General features: G+C 38.7%; 17 protein-coding genes. 9 read left to right on the forward strand and 8 right to left on the reverse strand.

Annotated features, from left to right (window positions below; translation table 11 throughout):
• Positions 1 to 436 (forward strand): hypothetical protein (locus AW17_RS04235; RefSeq protein ID WP_036669026.1); only part of this gene is annotated, 436 nt, incomplete at its 5' end.
• A gap of 194 nt (positions 437 to 630) precedes the next feature.
• Positions 631 to 2,013 carry an MBL fold metallo-hydrolase RNA specificity domain-containing protein gene (locus AW17_RS04240; protein ID WP_029274876.1) on the forward strand — a complete coding sequence of 461 codons (1,383 nt, stop codon included), beginning with the start codon at positions 631 to 633 and terminating at the stop codon, positions 2,011 to 2,013.
• Between the two features lie 132 nt (positions 2,014 to 2,145).
• On the opposite strand, the gene AW17_RS04245 is transcribed toward AW17_RS04240, so the two are convergent.
• Positions 2,146 to 3,393, reverse strand: a complete 1,248-nt coding sequence (locus AW17_RS04245) for a glutamate-5-semialdehyde dehydrogenase (RefSeq protein WP_029274877.1) — start codon at positions 3,391 to 3,393, stop codon at positions 2,146 to 2,148.
• Between the two features lie 115 nt (positions 3,394 to 3,508).
• Positions 3,509 to 4,588: a glutamate 5-kinase gene (gene proB / locus AW17_RS04250; protein ID WP_029274878.1), complete on the reverse strand. Its 1,080-nt coding sequence runs from the start codon at positions 4,586 to 4,588 to the stop codon at positions 3,509 to 3,511.
• Between the two features lie 374 nt (positions 4,589 to 4,962).
• On the opposite strand from proB, the gene AW17_RS04255 reads away from it, so the two are divergent.
• The 4 genes from AW17_RS04255 (at position 4,963) to def (ending at position 9,777) form a co-directional block, all read left to right on the forward strand.
• Positions 4,963 to 7,113: a S9 family peptidase gene (locus tag AW17_RS04255; RefSeq protein ID WP_029274879.1), complete on the forward strand. Its 2,151-nt coding sequence runs from the start codon at positions 4,963 to 4,965 to the stop codon at positions 7,111 to 7,113.
• A 200-nt stretch (positions 7,114 to 7,313) separates the two neighbouring features.
• A complete protein-coding gene (locus AW17_RS04260) occupies positions 7,314 to 7,766 on the forward strand; it encodes a hypothetical protein (RefSeq protein ID WP_029274880.1) in 453 nt (150 codons plus the stop codon).
• 26 nt (positions 7,767 to 7,792) lie between these two features.
• Positions 7,793 to 9,025 carry a M16 family metallopeptidase gene (locus tag AW17_RS04265; RefSeq protein WP_029274881.1) on the forward strand — a complete coding sequence of 411 codons (1,233 nt, stop codon included), beginning with the start codon at positions 7,793 to 7,795 and terminating at the stop codon, positions 9,023 to 9,025.
• A gap of 191 nt (positions 9,026 to 9,216) precedes the next feature.
• Complete coding sequence (gene def / locus AW17_RS04270) at positions 9,217 to 9,777, forward strand: peptide deformylase (RefSeq protein ID WP_029274882.1); 561 nt, start codon at positions 9,217 to 9,219, stop codon at positions 9,775 to 9,777.
• 240 nt (positions 9,778 to 10,017) lie between these two features.
• On the opposite strand, the gene AW17_RS04275 is transcribed toward def, so the two are convergent.
• Genes AW17_RS04275 through AW17_RS04285 form a run of 3 tightly spaced genes read right to left on the reverse strand, consistent with a single transcriptional unit; the run spans position 10,018 to position 12,063 of the window.
• Entirely contained in the window at positions 10,018 to 10,653 is a 636-nt protein-coding gene (locus tag AW17_RS04275) for a peptidase associated/transthyretin-like domain-containing protein (RefSeq protein ID WP_029274883.1), read from the reverse strand.
• Positions 10,654 to 10,706: 53 nt separating this feature from the next.
• The gene (locus AW17_RS04280) at positions 10,707 to 10,952 is read right to left on the reverse strand and encodes a NifU family protein (protein ID WP_029274884.1); all 246 of its coding nucleotides are present in this window, start codon (positions 10,950 to 10,952) and stop codon (positions 10,707 to 10,709) included.
• Positions 10,953 to 10,986: 34 nt separating this feature from the next.
• A complete protein-coding gene (locus AW17_RS04285; protein ID WP_029274885.1) occupies positions 10,987 to 12,063 on the reverse strand; it encodes an Mrp/NBP35 family ATP-binding protein in 1,077 nt (358 codons plus the stop codon).
• Positions 12,064 to 12,194: 131 nt separating this feature from the next.
• Here AW17_RS04285 and AW17_RS04290 point away from each other — a divergent pair, with 131 nt between their 5' ends.
• From AW17_RS04290 to AW17_RS04300, 3 genes are all read left to right on the forward strand, one after another.
• On the forward strand, positions 12,195 to 14,351 hold the full coding sequence (locus AW17_RS04290) for a transglycosylase domain-containing protein (protein WP_029274886.1): 2,157 nt from the start codon (positions 12,195 to 12,197) through the stop codon (positions 14,349 to 14,351).
• A gap of 222 nt (positions 14,352 to 14,573) precedes the next feature.
• A complete protein-coding gene (hpt, locus tag AW17_RS04295; protein WP_029274887.1) occupies positions 14,574 to 15,116 on the forward strand; it encodes a hypoxanthine phosphoribosyltransferase in 543 nt (180 codons plus the stop codon).
• A 55-nt stretch (positions 15,117 to 15,171) separates the two neighbouring features.
• The gene (locus AW17_RS04300; protein ID WP_029274888.1) at positions 15,172 to 15,831 is read left to right on the forward strand and encodes a phosphatidylserine decarboxylase family protein; all 660 of its coding nucleotides are present in this window, start codon (positions 15,172 to 15,174) and stop codon (positions 15,829 to 15,831) included.
• A gap of 325 nt (positions 15,832 to 16,156) precedes the next feature.
• On the opposite strand, the gene AW17_RS04305 is transcribed toward AW17_RS04300, so the two are convergent.
• The 3 genes from AW17_RS04305 to AW17_RS04315 form a co-directional block, all read right to left on the reverse strand.
• Positions 16,157 to 17,332, reverse strand: coding sequence for a mechanosensitive ion channel family protein (locus AW17_RS04305; protein ID WP_029274889.1), 1,176 nt, complete (start codon positions 17,330 to 17,332; stop codon positions 16,157 to 16,159).
• A gap of 70 nt (positions 17,333 to 17,402) precedes the next feature.
• Positions 17,403 to 17,750 carry a 50S ribosomal protein L19 gene (rplS, locus tag AW17_RS04310; protein WP_029274890.1) on the reverse strand — a complete coding sequence of 116 codons (348 nt, stop codon included), beginning with the start codon at positions 17,748 to 17,750 and terminating at the stop codon, positions 17,403 to 17,405.
• Between the two features lie 285 nt (positions 17,751 to 18,035).
• On the reverse strand, positions 18,036 to 18,341 hold the full coding sequence (locus AW17_RS04315; protein WP_055726082.1) for a hypothetical protein: 306 nt from the start codon (positions 18,339 to 18,341) through the stop codon (positions 18,036 to 18,038).
• Between the last annotated feature and the right edge of the window lie 19 nt (positions 18,342 to 18,360).

An 18,360-nucleotide genomic window follows, 5' to 3' on the forward strand; every position in this document is an offset into this window, starting at 1 on the left:
GAAGAATTATCAGAGAAAAGTTAAAAGCGATTTCCCTGGAATATATAAGACATTCTTATCTTTACATTATAATTTAATTATGAACATGAGTTTTTCTAAAGCAGACAACAAAGTTGCCAGAAAGTTATTCGAGGTAGCTTTACAACGGGAACTAAAAAAAGAAATGCAGGTATTCTCCGAAATTTTAGACCAATGGAAAAAACAACAGCCTGAAGATAATAGGGACGATTATTATAAAATTTTTACCGCTGTAACAGATTTCGATAAACACATCGCCAGAAGATACGACGGGCTTAGAAATTCATGGTTTTTAGATACTGTAATTGCTATGCTTGTAGATAAAATCATTACACCAGCTGATTTAGAAGATTTTTCGGAAGAGGCAAAAAGTGAAATATCGAGGGGACTCAAATTTAGGGAAGAAAATGAACTATAAATAAGTCCAAATTCAGGAGAGATAGAGTTCTGAGTTTACATGATAAAAGAATTGCCATTAATTCTGTGTCGCTCTGTGAGCTTTCTCGGTGAACGCTGTGGTTAAACAATAATTAAAAAATTACGCTTGATTGTTTAAAAATCCCATCATTTATATTACTTTACGGCTAAAGAACTTACGCGATAGATAAGAAGATGAAGTTAACGTTTTGGGGCGCAGCACAACAGGTAACAGGGAGTATGCACCTGCTAGAAGTTGGACATTATAAAATACTGATAGATTGTGGATTAGATTATGAGAAGGAAACCTACCAGGAAGAAAACCAGCAATTCCCTTTCGATCCGGCAAGCATAAACCTGGTAATTTTAACTCATGCCCATGTCGATCACTCTGGTAATTTACCTACATTGGTTCGATTGGGTTTTGAAGGTCAGGTGCTCTGTACACCACCAACAGCCGATCTTACATCGATACTATTATTCGATTCTGTAGAACTTTTCTTAAGGAAGGCCGGCCGAAAACCCAGAACTAAACGCGGCAATTTTAGCGGACCAAAACCTTTGTACCTGCACAAACATGTAATGGATACGATCGATCGTTTTGTAACCATTGCATTTAACAATCCTTTCAAGATCAACGGTGATATTAGTCTAACATTTGTGCCTGTTGGCCACCTACTTGGTGCCGCGGCAGCTATTTTAACCATCAATGACGATGGCGTAGAGAAGAAAATTGCTTTTACAGGCGACATTGGCAGAGAGAACTACCCCGTATTGGTTAACCCTGAGCCGCTGCCACAGGTTGACTACCTGGTAAGTGAAGCAACCTATGGCGGGAGGATGCACACCAAAGACCAGACCTTAGAGGAAAGATTGGTTCAGGAAATTACCGAAGCCTGCATTAAAAGCCCTGGGCGATTGATTATTCCTGCATTTAGCATTGGCCGTACGCAATCGTTGGTATTTGCCTTAAACCAGATTTTCACCAAAAAACTGTTGCCACCTATTCAGATTTTTGTAGATAGTCCCATGGCCATCCAAGCTACCGAGGTTTACCGCAAACACCATAACCTGGTAAATCAGGAAGCGAAAGATTTTTACCAGACCATGGGCGATGAATTTGAATTTGAGCATCTGGCTTACGTTCAAACAATGAAAGAAAGTAAAGATGTTTCCAATTATTTCGATCCTTGTATCATTATTTCTTCTGCAGGCATGTTAGAAGGTGGGCGGATCCAGGATCACTTGTACTACAACATTCAGAACTATTATTGCACCATTCTTTTTATTGGCTACTGCGCCAAAGGAACACTCGGTTACAAGCTATTAAGCGGGGCACCTATTGTCCGCATTAAAGACCGGGAAATGATGGTTTACGCCACGATACACCAAACTGATCTGCTCAGTGGCCATGGCGATCATAACGATTTAGTGAAAACAATTAAACAGACAGGGCAGCCCAAAAAAGTTTTCTTGGTTCATGGTGAAGATAAAAGCCTCAAAAGTTTATCATTGGCTTTACAAGAAGATGGCTTTAATGTTGCCGTGCCAGAAAGAGGAGAGGTTTTTGAGTTATAGGTTGTTCATTGGGTCAATAGTCCATGGTCTTTTGGATCATAGTTGATGGCCATCACGGCTAATAAACTATGATCCATTAACCATCAACCAAAAAAGAGATTCTTCGCTACGCTCAGAATGACAATAAATCTATCATCCACGTACTTGCCCGTCACCTCTTACCACCCATTTATAACTGGTTAATTCTTCCAGCCCCATTGGTCCGCGGGCATGGAGTTTTTGTGTGCTGATACCAATTTCAGCACCAAGGCCAAACTGTGCACCATCCGTAAATCCGGTAGAAGCATTGGCATAAACCGCAGCAGCATCTACTTCGTTTAAAAATTGGGCAATATTAGCGGCATCTTCAGAAATAATGGCTTCGCTATGTTTAGAGCTATAATCGGCAATGTGGTTCAAAGCTTCAGCTAAATCAGCCACTACTTTAACAGCTAGCTTTAACGATAAAAACTCCGTGCCAAAATGTTCTGGCCTAGCCTGATTTAACAATTGTTCAGGATAAGAAGCTTTTAATAGCTCAAAACTTTTTTCATCAGCATATAACTCAACATCACCATCAGCTAGGGGAGATAAAAGAGCAGCCAGATCATTAAGCCGATTTTGATTAATTAGTACACAGTCAAGCGAATTACAAACACTTACCCTTCTGGTTTTTGCATTAAAAATAATTGCTTTGCCTTTCTCTAGATCGCCCGTCTCGTCAAAATAAGTATGTACAATCCCAGCTCCGGTTTCAATAACAGGGATTTTACTGTTTTCGCGAACGTAATTAATTAACGATTGACTTCCCCTCGGGATCAAAACATCTACAAAACCTCTTGCGTTCAATAGAGCTTCGGTTGCGGCTCTTTCGGCTGGCAATAGGGTTAAAACATTGCGATTGATTTTATGCTTATCCAAAACCTCGTGTATCACCTTTGCGATAGCCAGATTCGAAAATTCAGCATCACTGCCTCCTTTAAGCACAGCAACGTTTCCAGTTTTAAAACAGAGCGAAAATACATCAGCAGTAACATTTGGACGCGCTTCGTAAATCACACCTACAACACCTAAAGGCACACTAACTTTTTGTATATGAAGTTGGTTTTCCAGCGTTTTATCTGAGAGAATTTTACCCAATGGGCTACTTAAACCTGCAACATTTCGAAGATCGTTCGCAACATCAGCAATGCGCGTTGCACTCAACTTTAGCCTGTCGTATTTGGGATCTTCGATAGGCATTTTGGCTAAATCTTTTACATTTTCAGCAAGAATTAATGCTGTATTGGCGACCAAAGCCTCAGCCAGATCTCTTAGAACTGCATCTGTCGTTTCTTTACCAAGGCTAACCAGGGTACGACTTGCTTGTTTTGCCTTTTCGAAGTATTGTTTATAATCCATTTTGTCCTTTTTCTACCACAGAGGCCGCCAAGCATTACACAGAGGAAAGAGAGAGAATTTGATTAACTCTGTGTCCCTCTGTGATTTTTTCTCTGTGTGCGCTGTGGTTAAACCTTTAAATAGCCGAGTAAAAATAATCGTAATGTACCAGCGCTTTCTGTTTCTTCTGTCCGATGCGTTCTCTCGCTTTATCTGATCCGTATTCCGCTATTCCCAATCCTATAAGGTTATTTTCTTCGTCAATAATTTTAATAATATCGCCTTTTAAAAAGTCTGTTTGTATTTCGACAATCCCTACGGGCAATAAACTGGTGGCTTTACCGGAGGTTAATACCGTTTTTGCGCCATCGTTTAATTTCACAATGCCTGTTGCGGCAGTTTCAGAGTGGGCAATCCATTTTTTCTTGCCCGATTTACTTTTTTCGGGAACAAAGCGCGTATGCACCAGTTCATTGTTTAGCAAAGAAGTGAGCACATCATCTTGCGTTCCGTTGGCAATATGGACTGTGATGCCCAGTTTTGCTACTTTTTGTGCCATGGTCGATTTAGTGATCATACCGCCACGGCCAAATTGCGATTTACCCGTTTGGATAAAGGACGCTAGGTTAGCAACCGAGCCATTAATTTCCTCAATAACAGCCGATCCTTCAATTTTCGGATCACCATTGTAAATCCCGTTTACATTCGATAGGATAATCAAGGCGTCAGCATTTAACATCGAAGCAATTAATCCAGCCAGTTCATCATTATCGGTAAACATCAGTTCAGTAACCGAAACTACATCGTTTTCATTCACCACAGGAATTACCTCATTTTGAAGCAAAATCTGTAAGCAGTTTTTCATGTTTAAATAATGTGCCCGGTCACGGAAATCTTCTTTGGTAACCAAAACCTGTGCACATTGAATTTCATGTGCTGCAAAAAAATTAGCGTAGGTATTAATCAGTTTAACCTGACCAATGGCTGCTAATAATTGTCGGGTAGTTACAGCATCTTGTTTTTCAGATACCTTGATCAAACTTCTGCCTGATGCTACCGCACCCGAAGAAACCAAAATAACCTCAATACCAAGTTTTTTTATATCGGCCAGTTGATTCACAAGGTGTTTAATCCTTGCTTCATCAGGTAACCCATTCGCCTGTGTAATTACATTCGAACCAACTTTAACAACTATTTTTTTGTACCCTAATTTCATTATTATTTTCAAGCAATTTGATGTGGCAATTTACCATCAATTTTTCTAATTCAGATGATTATCTATGGGCATAATGGATTTTTACAAAAATAGTAATGAGGAGAAGTCCCGAGTCGGAAGCCCTCAGTCTTGAATCCACATATCAATGAATAATAATCAATCTTCAAGCATATGCGATTTTCTTTCTGCATTATATCTACAAATGAACCAATGACAAATGAACTATTGAACCAATTAGTTTGGAGCCAATTAACCGATTTAACCAGTTAACCGCAACGTTACCAATGAACAAATGACAAGTGAACTACTGAACCAATCGCTAATGAATTATTGAACTAATTCACTAAATTGCATTCACCCTAACTCAAACCACTATGAAACGTATCTTACCAGGCATAATATTGCTCAGTGCAATTACGGCTTGTAACCATCCTCAAAAGCAAGAAATGAAAGCAATTAAATGGCCCGATGCCAAGGCTCCTATAGCAGAGATTATTCCGCATAAAAGAACAATACATGGCGATACCGTGGTAGATAACTACTATTGGATGATTGATTACTTTAAAAAAGGTCCTGATAGTACAAAGGTTGTCGATTATTTAAAGGCCGAAAACACCTATCTGAACACGATGATGAAAAGTACAGATCAGTTTCAGGCCGATCTGTTTAAAGAAATGAAAGGTAGGATTAAAGAAAAAGACGAATCTGTTCCTGTTTTCAAAAATGGCTATTTCTATTACACGAGGACCGAAGATGGGCAACAGTATTTTAAGTATTGTCGTAAAAAAGGGAGCTTGTCAGCCACGGAGGAAATACTGTTAGATGTAGATAAACTGGCAAAAGGCCATGCCTATTACAGCGCAACCGGATTTAGTGTTAGTCCCGACAATAAACTTTTAGCTTTTGGAGTAGATCAGGTTTCGCGCCGCCAATACACCATCAATGTTAAAAATTTAGAAACCGGCGAAATGCTGAAAGATGCCATTACCAACAGCGAAGGTGGGGTAGCATGGGCGAATGACAATAAAACACTTTTCTATACTTCGAAAAACCCCATTACACTATTAAGTGAAAAAATTAAAAGACACACACTTGGCACCGATGCTAAGACAGATGCAGTTGTTTACAATGAAAAAGACAACAGCAACTATATTGGCGTGATGAAATCGAAAAACGGACGTTATATTTTTATTGGCTCGCAAGGGACATTGACTGCTGAATACAGAATGATTGATGCCGATCATCCAGAGGCAGCGTTTAAAGTATTTTCGCCCCGCTCAAAAGATGTTTTATATGATATTTTAACCGTAGATGATAAGTTTTACATCATAACCAACTGGAATGCCAAAAACTTCCGTTTGATGCAATGCCCGCTGGATAAAACAGAAAAAGAAAACTGGAAAGAGGTTATTCCAAACCGCAAAGATGTTTTACTCGAATATGGAGAAGAATTTAAAGACCATCTGGTATTATCAGAACGTAAAAATGGCTTAACCGAGCTACGCGTACTGAAGAAAGATGGTAGCGATTATTATATCAAGTTTGATGAACCTGTTTACGCTGCCGGTGTTGGCGCAAATCCAGAATATAACAGCAAAACACTGCGTTATTCGTACACCTCTCTAACCACACCAAACTCAGTTTACGATTACGACCTCGAGAAAAAGGATAAAAAACTAATGAAACAGCAGGAAGTTGTTGGTGGTTACGATCCTAAAGATTATGCAACGGAACGCGTTTTCGCGACAGCAAAAGATGGCACAAAAATCCCAATTGCTTTGGTTTACAAAAAGGGGTTTGAAAAGAACGGCCATGCACCATTGCTGCTTTACGCTTATGGATCTTATGGATCGAGTACAGACGCAAACTTCTCTTCACCAAGATTAAGCTTGTTAAACCGTGGCTTTGTTTTCGCCATTGCCAACATCCGCGGTGGACAAGAAATGGGACGCCAATGGTATGAAGACGGTAAATTGATGAAAAAGAAAAATACCTTTACCGATTTTATTTCAGCAGGTGAGTATCTTGTTGATCAGAAATATACTTCAAAAGGCCATTTGTATGCACATGGCGGTAGCGCAGGTGGTTTATTAATGGGCGCTGTGGCTAATATGGCCCCCGATTTATGGAACGGTATTATTGCTGATGTTCCTTTTGTTGATGTAATTAACACCATGTTGGATGAAAGCATTCCATTAACGACCAACGAGTTCGACGAGTGGGGAAATCCGAAACAAAAAGCAGCTTACGATTATATGAAAAGCTACTCTCCTTATGAAAATGTAGAGAAAAAGGCCTATCCTAACATGTTGGTTACTACGGGTTTACACGATAGCCAGGTACAGTATTTCGAACCTGCTAAATGGGTAGCCAAATTAAGGGCGACCAAAACTGATAAGAATGTATTATTGCTTAAAACCAATATGGAATTTGGTCATGGCGGCGCGTCAGGCCGTTTCGATTATTTAAAAGATGTTTCGTTGCGCTGGGCGTTTTTATTCTCATTGGAGGGAATAACGAAATAATTTTCAACAAATTCGTCATTGCAAGAAGGCTTTTTCAGCCGACGAAGCAATCTTAATGCGCACGCCGGTAACGATCGTTGTAAGATTGCTTTGTACCTCGCAATGACGATACTTTTATTTAAATCTATATGCAGATCTCTCCACTGCGGTCGAGAGGACGGACTTTTAAAATAATCAATCAAAACTTATAGCATCCCACAATGAACACTAAACTAAAAACACTCCAAACCATCCACCTTGCTTTATGCGCTGGCGTTTTCCTCTTTGCATTAGTAACCATTTTTCTCAACCGCGAAATCATGTTTTTTGATGCCAACCCTAAAACCACTTCGCCTTTTAACCCAATATTTCCAATTATGGGATTGATCACCATCTCGGCGAGCATCTTTTTTCACAGAAACTTAATGGCAAAAATCGACAAAAAAGCTCCTGCCGATACAAAGATTAACATGTATCAAAGTGCGTTTATCATTAGTTCGGCAATGCTGGAAGGGGGTGCTCTTTTCAATATTGTTGGTTTTTTTATAACACATAACTCTTTCTTTTTAATATTTGGTGTTGCTAATTTTATTTTTTTGGTACTCAAAAGGCCAACTAAAGATAAATTGATTTCCGCTTTACAATTGCAATACCCAGATACAGAGGCTTTGTAAGCAATTAGCCTTATCTTTGCCCCCCAATGGAATACAATGTTCACACTTTGCCAAACGGCATACGCTTACTGCATGTGCCCTCGGCCTCTGCCATATCTCACGCATGCATCATCGTCAACACAGGATCGCGCGATGAGCCTGAAAACAAAGCGGGTTTAGCACACTTTATTGAGCATTTGATTTTTAAGCGTACCGAAAAACGGAGCACCAACCAGATATTAAATCGTTTGGAGAGTGTTGGGGCAGATCTAAATGCCTATACTACAAAAGAATACACCTGCGTGCACGCCTCCTTTTTAAATCCATATTTAGATAGAACATTAGATCTTTTCAACGATATTCTGTTCCACTCAACATTTCCCGAAGAGGAAATGGATAAAGAAAAAAGTGTAATCCTGGATGAAATCTCTTCTTACCTCGATCAACCGGAAGAAGCCATTAATGATGACTTTGAGGATATGCTTTTCGCTGGCCATGCCCTGGGCAATAACATTTTGGGCACAACCGAATCCGTTCAGCATTTTACCAGGGAGGATGTAATCAATTTCATAAAGGCCAATTACCGCACAAACGAAATTGTGGTAGCCGTTTTAGGCAATTACACCCTAAATAGTGTTGTAAATAAAGGGAGTAAACATTTTGCTGATGTTGAAGAGAATAATCCAAACAAAGAAAGGGTTAAACCAGGTATAATCGCACAAAACAATACGACTATCTACAAGCCGATTATGCAGGCACACTGTATTTTAGGCAGGCAGGCCTATTCTACACACCAATCGCAAAAAGTACCTTTAATGCTATTGAACAATTACTTCGGCGGTAACGGAATGAGTTCGGTGTTAAACCTGCAGATCAGAGAGAAATACGGAATAGCCTATACCATCGAATCTAATTTCTCACCACTGAGCGATACAGGTATTTTTTCCATTTATTTTGGAACAGATAAAGAAAAGCAGGCCAAAGCACTCTCTTTAATCTTTAAGGAGATCAAAAAGCTCAGAGAACATCCTTTAAATGAATTGCAGTTACAAAAAGCCAAAAACAAATTTATCGGTCAGATTGCTTTGGGAGAGGAAAACAGGATCGGTTTAATCATTTCGATGGCTAAAAGCCTGATCGACCATAACAAAATCGATTCTCTGGAAACTGTTTTTGAGAAAATAAATGCAGTTACCACCAAGCAAATGGCAGAAGTTACGGATGAGATTTTAAATATCGAGCAACTGAATATCTTTACTTTCTGCCCAATAGAGGAATAATTCTTATTTTTGTGAAGAATTTGCTGTCATACTGAGGCACGAAGTATCTCACCCGATCAGCAGTTCAAGCAAATATAGCAGCAACTTGTTTAGCCAGAATTGCCATGTTAGAGATTCTTCATTGCATTCAGAATGACAACCTTGCATACAATTAACAAGCTCAGATCGAGATCTGAAAAAAATATAATACAATGAAATTACCAATAGTAGCTTACGGCGATCCTGTTTTAAAAAAGGTAGGAACCGATATCGATAAAGATTATCCTGGATTAAAACAATTAATCAGCGACATGTTCGACACCATGTATTATGCAAATGGTGTAGGCTTAGCTGCCCCTCAAATTGGTTTGCCTATCCGTTTGTTTATTGTTGATACAGGTGAAGATGAAGATGGCACACCGGGCTACAAAAAGGTATTTATCAATGCCGAAATTTTGGAAGAAACGGGAGAGGCCTGGAGTTTTAACGAAGGCTGCTTAAGTATTCCTGACATCCGTGAAAACATTATGCGCAAGCCGAATGTCAAAATTACCTATTTTGATGAAAACTGGGTAGAACATACTGAAGATGTAGACGGAATGCCTGCACGCGTAATCCAACATGAATATGATCATATTGAAGGAAAATTATTTACAGACAAAGTAAGTGTTCTTCGCAAAACCATGCTAAAAAGCAAACTGGATGCGATTTCGAAAGGAAATATCAAAACAGATTACAAAATGAAGTTTCCGAATAAGAGTAAGAAAAGATAAGATAAGTTTTGATGTAAAATATCAGAGGGAAAATGGAAACATTTTCCCTTTTTTGTTTTAAGGTCTACCAGCATTAATTACTCTCGGTCGTCATCCTGAATTTATTTCAGGATCTTTATAGCCGCATAAATCCTGAAATAAATTCAGGATGACTGCTAACTAAAATAAATTAAGATAATGATTAAATAGCGTTTGGTCTTCTGCATCCAAGACTAGGGATTCCGAACTTAAGACTCCAGACTAATTCGTCCTACTCTTATCCCCATCAAAAATCTGCTGCATCAGCTTACCCCAGGCGAAAGGATTAAGTAGGGGATTGGTTTGTACCATGTTTTTATTGATCATCCTATCGAAATTATACCGATAGTTTTGGCTTCCGATTTCCTGTCCATCACGCGGTAAAGTTTGAATTAAACCATCAATTGAGGAGCGCGAAAGGTTCTTTTTGGCTATGGCCATATCATCATCCGCCAGTTTCATCGACAAAAACTCGCGGGTAAATTCTTCTGTTGTTGCCCATGGAAAAACACGCACTGATGGCAAATCGATCACGTTTGCCTTAAGTTTCACCATAATGGTGTACTTGCTATCCGGTGTACTTTCTGGAATTACTGTAGAAAATTTCTTGTAACCAATAGCGGTGAACAAGATGGTATCGCCAGGATTTACAATGAAGGTAAAATATCCTCTGTAATCAGCACCAACCCTTTTGCTCTTGGCTGAAAGATTGGTAATGGTAACGTAAGGAATCACATTTGAGCTATCAATATCGGTAATAATCCCTGAAAATTGGATAAGTTTATCCTGTGCCGGCTTTTGTTGTGCAAAAGCGGTAACAGAAAAAATAAGGCAAATTAGGGCAACACAATATCTCATTAAGACAAAAGTAATTTTATTAATAAAACTTCCTTGTTAAATAGTGTTAAAGCTTAATCTTGCTCGGCCATGTTAACGGCAACTACCGAAGTGATCTGAGGAACAGCTTTCATAATGGCTTGTTCGATACCAGATTTCATAGTCATGAAACTCATCGGGCAAGAACCGCAGTTGCCTAAAAGCTTAAGCTTTACTGTTCCTTCAGATGTAATTTCTTCAACAGAAACATCACCTCCATCAGCCTTTAAATACGGCCTGATAGTTTCCAATGCCTGTTCTACTTGTTCTGTTAAATTCATTATATATATTTTAATTTATAAAAATAGTAATTTTTTAGCAATTCACCATTTGCGCATTGTTGATGGATATCTGTTGAGCAATTTTACTTGCAATATCTCCAAATATAACATCAAGCAGAGGGTTCTGGTTTAGTGCTACCGGTTTCCCTTTATCTCCAGCTTCCGAAATGCTTTGTATGATCGGGATTTCGCCTAAAAATGGCACATCAAAACGTGCGGCAAGTTCGGTACCGCCACCTTTTCCGAAGATATAATATTTATTCTCCGGCAATTCTGCTGGTGTAAAATACGACATGTTTTCAATAACGCCTAAAATTGGGATATTAATCCCCGGCATTCTGAACATAGCCAAACCTTTGTGCGTATCGGCCAAAGCAACCTGTTGAGGTGTCGTAACCACAACAGCTCCCGAAATTGGGAAACTCTGCGTAATGGTGATGTGGATATCGCCCGTTCCCGGCGGAAGATCTACGATCAGATAATCAAGCTCTCCCCAGTTGGTATCGTTAAACAATTGTTTTACTGCATTCGATGCCATTGGTCCGCGCCATGGCACTGGTTGCCCCGGATCTGCAAAAAAGCCCAACGATAATAATTTAATCCCGTATTTTTCGATCGGTAAAATTTTGGTTTTACCATCAGCTGTTTCTTCAGCGCCTGGCTTCGCATCAACGAGATCGAACATGGTGGGTACCGATGGCCCATAAATATCGGCATCGATAAGGCCAACTTTGGCACCATCTTTAGCCAATACAACTGCAAGGTTACTTGCTACGGTAGATTTACCAACTCCTCCTTTTCCAGATGAAACCAAAATGATGTTTTTGATGTTATCTAACGATGATGAATTGCTTGGTTGGGTAACCCTCGAAGTTACATTGATGATTACCTCTGCCGTTGGCGATACAAAATGCTTGATGGCATTTGTACAGGCGTTTTTCAGCATTTCTTTCATCGGGCATGCCGGCGTAGTAAGCTCCAATGTAAAATTGACCTGGTTATCTGTTATCTGTAAATCTTTAATCATGTTTAAAGTAACCAGATCTTTTTTAAGATCGGGATCTTCAACATTTTTAAGCGCATCTAAAACTTGTTGCGGGCTAATCTGCATGGTATTAATTTAAATTCAAAATTAACAAAACATAGCCACAAATACTTTTATTTAGGCTTTTTAACTGTAATTTTAACACGAAATAAACATTTAATTGTTACGTTTAAGCAATTAACCATTTTAACGACTATATGCGAATACCAAAAATTAAGATCCCCAAAAAATATTTAAAAATCGGAGCCTGGATTTTAGGTGTTTTTTTAGTTGTTTGTATTGCATTGGGTGCGGTAGCCTATAGCAAAAGGGAAGCACTTCTTAAAAAAATGGTGGCCAAAGCGATTGCCAAGGCCGACAAGGATTATGGTTTGGAGGTTAAAATCGGATCGGCCGGTTTTACAGGGCTTAGCACCGTAAAAATGACCAATATTTCTGTTGTTCCTAAAGATAGGGATACGCTTTCTAATATTGGCGAACTCAGTGTTGGTGTAAAGCTTTTCCCGCTTATTTTTGGCAAAGTAAAACTCTCAGAAGTAAAACTTAACAATGGCTTTGTAAGTGTTGTACTTAAAGATTCGACCACAAATATCGATTTCATCTTAAAGCGTAAGAAAAAAGACAGCACCCAAGCCAATGGAAAAGCCAACTTACCAGAAATAGCCAGCAACATCTTAAATCAGGTTTTATACAAAATCCCTGACGATATGGATGTGAAGAACATGGTATTTAAATTAAATGACCACGATACAGCCAAGTTGACTTTTGCAACAACGGCTACAATTGATGGCGGCGATTTAAAATCAACCATTGATGTAAACAATAACGAATCTACCTGGCATGTAGATGGATATGTAAATCCAGGCAGCAAAGAATTAAGCTTTACCGCTTATGCTGATGGAAAAAAACTGGAATTACCTTATTTAAACAATAAGCTCCACGCAAAAATCAATTTTGACACCTTACAAACCGAACTTAAAAATGCGAAATACAGCGGCGACGATTATAAAATTTCTGGCTCCTGGTCGGTAAAAAACATGCTAATTAATCAGCCGCGCATCGCTTCGAACGATATCATTGTACAAAGTGCAAAACTGGATGCCGATATTTTAGTTGGGCCTAATTTCATTGCTTTAGACAGCACCTCAACAGCATACCTAAAAAATGCACAGATCCATCCTTTTGTTAAATATACTTTAGGAAAGAACAAAATATATGAGTTAAAGCTAAATGCCGAAGAACAGGATGCACAAGGGGTTTTAGATGCTTTTCCGCAAGGCCTGTTCGAATCGCTGGAAGGATTAAAAGTACAGGGAAAGGTGAAATATAACCTAAATTTTTATTTAGATACCAAAGTGCCAGACAGTGTGCGCTTTAGCTCTACCTTAACACCGGTTGATTTCAAAATTGTACAATGGGGTAAAACCAATTTGCAAAAAATAAACAGCTCATTTGTTTATACCCCTTACGAGTATGGCAAACCGATGCGCGATATTACCATAGGCCCATCAAACCCAAATTTTACACCTTTATCGTCAATTTCGAAAAACTTTATCAATGCGGTTTTAACAGCAGAAGATCCGTCATTTTTTACGCACAACGGCTTTGTTGAAGAATCGATCCGTAAATCAATCGCCGTAAACTTTAAAGAAAAGAAATTTAAACGCGGTGGCAGTACCATCAGTATGCAGCTGGTTAAAAACGTTTATTTAAGCCGTCAAAAAACCTTGGCCCGTAAAGCCGAGGAGATATTAATTGTTTGGCTTATTGAGCATAACCACCTGGTAAGCAAACAACGGATGCTCGAAGTGTATTTCAACATTATGGAACTAGGCCAGAATATTTATGGAATAGGTGAGGCTTCGCGCTATTATTTTGGAAAACAACCTGCTGATTTAACCATCGGTGATGGATTGTTCCTGGCGAGTATTGTTCCTAAACCAAAGGCATCGATGTATAAATTCATGGCTGATGGCAGTTTGAAGCCTTACATGTTCAACTATTTTAGGTTTATGGGAAATATTATGGCAAGAAGAGGATTAGTGGCGAGCGATACTTCTGGCTATGGCTTCTATAATGTACGTTTAAGAGAGGGCCTCCGCCAGTATTTAGCACCTGATACGGCTGTTATTGATACTACAGCATTTGATGATGACGGAGACGGCTTACCAGTTGTAATTGTACACGATAAAAATAAAAGTTTCTTCGAACGCCTTTTTGGTGGTGGATCTAAAAAAGATACCACAAGCAAACAGATAACCACGCCAGCCGATACCACTAAAACCAAAAAACAATTGAGGCAGGAGCGTAGAGAGGAACGAAGACGACAAAAGGAATTGGAAAAGACTAAGTAGTAACCAGTTTCCAATTGGCAGTTACAGTTGAGCCAAATGATTAAACAATTAACCAAAATTAGTTTGGGGTTTAGCGTTGGGCGTTTAGAGATGATTAGCAGATTTAAACAATTAACCATGACCAAGTTTGCAATTGGTAGTTTCCAGTTCTTAGTTAAAACCCAACGATTAACCAGTTAACCGATTTATACAATTAAACAACAATAAACTTTCAACAGCAGCATGCACAAAATAAAAGTAGAGGATAAAGCGTTCGAGATATTTTTAGAGAACGATACCTTAAACAAACGGATCCGTTTACTGGGCATCCAGATCAATGTTGATTATGAGGGTAAATGCCCGCTATTTATTGGTGTATTAAATGGTAGTTTTTTGTTTATGGCCGATCTAATCAAGGAAATAAACGTACCCTGCGAAGTTGCTTTTATGCGTGTGGCCTCATACGAAGGAACAGCAAGTTCGGGAAATGTAAAAGAATTAATCGGATTGCCTGATAACATCGAAGACAGAGATATTATCATTGTGGAAGATATTGTTGATACAGGCTTAACCTTAACGCATATTTTAAAAACGATAAAAGAAAAAAATCCTGCTTCAATTAAAGTAGCTTCTCTTTTGCTTAAACCAAGTGCTTTAAAATATGAAATTGAAGAATTGGAATACGTTGGTTTTGAAATACCTAACGAATTTGTTGTGGGTTACGGATTAGATTATAATGGCCTTGGCAGAAACCTGACTGATATTTATAGAGCAACCGAGGCATAATTTTTAGATTGGATTAATTTATTTTTCGCACCTTTGCCCAATAATTTCTAAAACAATGACCATACATAAAGAAGGCTACACCACCATTGCCTTAAGCATATTGTTTATCTTCGTAATCAACGCGATAGTTGATTATAAATATCACGACATAACCTGGTTGCGCTGGTTCATTTATATCTTTTCAGCTGCATTATTTATTATTGTACTACAGTTTTTCCGTAACCCGAGCCGCAGCTTTTCTTCGGGCGAAAACCTGGTTATCTGCCCGGCAGATGGCAAAGTAGTCGTAATCGAAGAAACAGAAGAAGGAGAATATTTTAAAGATAAACGTTTACAGGTTTCGATTTTTATGTCGCCAATAAATGTTCACATTAACCGTAACCCCATTTCGGGAGTAGTGAAGTTCTTCAAATATCACCCAGGAAAATATCTTGCTGCGTGGAATCCAAAATCATCAACAGAAAATGAACGTACTACAACTGTTGTGGAGCATAAAAACGGTACTCCTGTATTGTTCCGTCAAATTGCCGGTGCTTTGGCCCGCAGAATTGTATGGTATGTAAAAGAAGGCGATCAGGTAGTACAGGCTGAACAATTTGGTTTCATCAAATTCGGCTCGAGGGTTGATGTGTTTTTACCCATAGGCACAAAAGTTAACGTAGAACTTAACCAGGTTGTAAAAGGCGGCATCACTACATTAGCTACCTTAAGCTAAGGTCGTATATTATAAATATAGACAAGCCGTCCCGATATAAAATCGGGGCGGCTTTTTTTTATATCACAAATAAGAATTAGCCCGATGGTCTGTGGGTACTCAGACCAGGGCATTTGAAAAGATTTGAAACACGAAGGCTGCCAAATAAACCTGATAGTAACGGAAAGCTCGAAACGCAGTGGAGACTTGAAGTGAATAGCAGGAACAAACCTCAATAGTAGCTATGCCCTTGCTTTCCAAAAAAGAACAGCAAATTGTCTCGGTTACTACACTTTTGCGATCTGTGAGACACAGACCACGGAAGTCAGCAACAGACAGACTCCATCTAATCCATAGCATCATTACCTACCTCGTCATTATTACCTACCGGAGCTGGCCTATCGCTGATTAAGCGTTGTGTAGGGTAGGCAAAATCCGATTTATTACGGATAACAATATCCATAATTTGGAGATTGATTTCCTGTCTTATTTTAAGGAATTCGGCATAATCCAGTACAGTTACAAAATAGTTAACTTCAACATTCAAACCCGAATCGCCAAAGCTTTTAAAAGAAGCATTGCCATCATCACTTGTACCCTGATGATCGTTGATATCACTTTCTATTTCGCTAATGATTTTTCTGAGCGATGCCGAATTGGTTTCGTAAGTAAGCCCAATAATAAAGGATACTTTCCGCGAATTCCTCAGCGAGAGATTTTCTAAAACCCCATCAATCATTCCTCTATTGGGTATGGTAGCCATCGTTTTCTCAGAAGTTCTGATCCTGGTACTCCTGAAACCAACCTTTTCTACCGTTCCTTCTACACCGTCAACCTTTACCAGGTCGCCAACAGTAAAAGGTTTATCTAAAAAAATGGTGAATGAGCCTATTAGGTTCTCTAAGCTCTCTTTAGCGGCCAAAGCAATGGCGATACCACCGATACCTAATCCGGTAATCAGTGTTAACACATTAACCTCGAAAACAAAACCCAAAAGGGTGAAAAAACCAATAAAGATTACAATGGTTTTAAAAAGCTCCTTTAAGAAAGGAACCAGTTGATCGTCGGCCTTATTGTCGGTAAGCGAAGCTTTATAGAGCAAAACGTGACTAATGAAGTCGATTATCCTTAAAATAATCCAAAAAATCGACAGGATGATCCCAAACAAAAATATCCGGTCAATACAATCGCCAATTGTTACAGGTATTAATTCTTTAACTTTACCTATTAATTTGCTGTAATGGAATACGGCTACCTCCAGCGGGTGTTTTAACTGGTTGATGGAAAGGTAAAGTGTGGTTAAAAGGATAAAAACCTCAATGGGTTTTACCAATAAAGCAACAAAAGCATCGTTATGCGATTGATTTGAAAAGTTTCTGAAAAGTTTAAACAGCAACCTGCTTAACAGCTTAGAAACAATGTTCTTAAAAACTAAGCCTAAAAAAAGTATACCTCCGAAAAGGAAATAGGCTTTTACGGTATTGCCCCAAAAAACTTGGTCGAAAAAAGCAGAATCTAACATTTAACAAAGGTACAAACAAAAAAACCTCCACGAAATTAATCGTGAAGGCTATATCTTATAATAAGGAGTATTATTTTCTCAAAGATTTGATACGAGCAGCTTTACCAGTTAAAGCACGTAAATAGAACAATTTCGCTCTACGAACTTTACCATAGCTATTCACTTCTACTTTCTCAATGTTTGGAGAACTAAAAGGGAAAATACGCTCAACACCAACACCGTTGCTCATTTTACGAACTGTGAAAGTTTCGTTAGCACCAGCACTGTTACGTTGTATTACAACACCTTGGTAAATTTGGATACGTTCCTTATTACCTTCGCGAATTTTATAGTGTACGCTCACTGTATCGCCAGACTTGAACGCAGGAAAATCTTTTTTCGCGATGGCCTGCTCTTCAACAAATTTTACTAAATCCATGATTTTAAGCTATTAAATCGATATTTCATCCCGTGAAAATCGGATTGCAATATTAGGGATTTTTTTTGAGAAAAAAAAACCTATTTTAATTTTTTCCACATTCTTTATGAATTCCACATTCGATTGCGTTAAATGCTTCTATTCCAAAAGATCAGGAGAGCACTTATTCCCTAATATATGGCGAAATTTAGTGTTTAATATCCTGAGGTAAAATATTTACCTATTGGTGATATCAAGTGTGAATAATACAATTAGGCAAGGTTTCTTCCGCTTTTATTATCTTTTCTAAATCGCATCCCGGCTTTCTTCCACCCCTTCGTCGTGAGGCGATATATGCAGTTCTTTAAGGTTTTTTAAATCTTTTAAAACCGTTATATCTTCTAAGCGGATTTTCGTCCTCCAGATATCGAGGTATTCCAGATCGGTCAGGTTGTTCAGATAAGGCAAACACGCTTTGGTAATATCTTCATGCTTCATCAGTGTTAAATGCTTAAGCTGCTTAACATTGCTGATCAATTTCACCCCCTCATCGGTCACCCTCGTTTCTTTTAAATAAATACTCCCCATAACTGAAACTTTTGCAAAAAGCATGGCTAACGGATACAGAATA

Origin of the sequence: Pedobacter borealis DSM 19626 (assembly GCF_000708285.2) — a bacterium.
GTDB classification, from domain to species: Bacteria; Bacteroidota; Bacteroidia; order Sphingobacteriales; family Sphingobacteriaceae; genus Pedobacter; species Pedobacter borealis.

Excerpts from the sequence above, each read along its gene's own strand:
- AW17_RS04240 (WP_029274876.1), top strand. The coding sequence starts at position 631 with ATGAAGTTAACGTTTTGGGGCGCAGCACAACAGGTAACAGGGAGTATG.
- AW17_RS04245 (WP_029274877.1), bottom strand. The coding sequence starts at position 3,393 with ATGGATTATAAACAATACTTCGAAAAGGCAAAACAAGCAAGTCGTACC.
- proB (WP_029274878.1), bottom strand. The coding sequence starts at position 4,588 with ATGAAATTAGGGTACAAAAAAATAGTTGTTAAAGTTGGTTCGAATGTA.
- AW17_RS04255 (WP_029274879.1), top strand. The coding sequence starts at position 4,963 with ATGAAACGTATCTTACCAGGCATAATATTGCTCAGTGCAATTACGGCT.
- AW17_RS04260 (WP_029274880.1), top strand. The coding sequence starts at position 7,314 with ATGAACACTAAACTAAAAACACTCCAAACCATCCACCTTGCTTTATGC.
- AW17_RS04265 (WP_029274881.1), top strand. The coding sequence starts at position 7,793 with ATGGAATACAATGTTCACACTTTGCCAAACGGCATACGCTTACTGCAT.
- def (WP_029274882.1), top strand. The coding sequence starts at position 9,217 with ATGAAATTACCAATAGTAGCTTACGGCGATCCTGTTTTAAAAAAGGTA.
- AW17_RS04275 (WP_029274883.1), bottom strand. The coding sequence starts at position 10,653 with ATGAGATATTGTGTTGCCCTAATTTGCCTTATTTTTTCTGTTACCGCT.
- AW17_RS04280 (WP_029274884.1), bottom strand. The coding sequence starts at position 10,952 with ATGAATTTAACAGAACAAGTAGAACAGGCATTGGAAACTATCAGGCCG.
- AW17_RS04285 (WP_029274885.1), bottom strand. The coding sequence starts at position 12,063 with ATGCAGATTAGCCCGCAACAAGTTTTAGATGCGCTTAAAAATGTTGAA.
- AW17_RS04290 (WP_029274886.1), top strand. The coding sequence starts at position 12,195 with ATGCGAATACCAAAAATTAAGATCCCCAAAAAATATTTAAAAATCGGA.
- hpt (WP_029274887.1), top strand. The coding sequence starts at position 14,574 with ATGCACAAAATAAAAGTAGAGGATAAAGCGTTCGAGATATTTTTAGAG.
- AW17_RS04300 (WP_029274888.1), top strand. The coding sequence starts at position 15,172 with ATGACCATACATAAAGAAGGCTACACCACCATTGCCTTAAGCATATTG.
- AW17_RS04305 (WP_029274889.1), bottom strand. The coding sequence starts at position 17,332 with ATGTTAGATTCTGCTTTTTTCGACCAAGTTTTTTGGGGCAATACCGTA.
- rplS (WP_029274890.1), bottom strand. The coding sequence starts at position 17,750 with ATGGATTTAGTAAAATTTGTTGAAGAGCAGGCCATCGCGAAAAAAGAT.
- AW17_RS04315 (WP_055726082.1), bottom strand. The coding sequence starts at position 18,341 with ATGCTTTTTGCAAAAGTTTCAGTTATGGGGAGTATTTATTTAAAAGAA.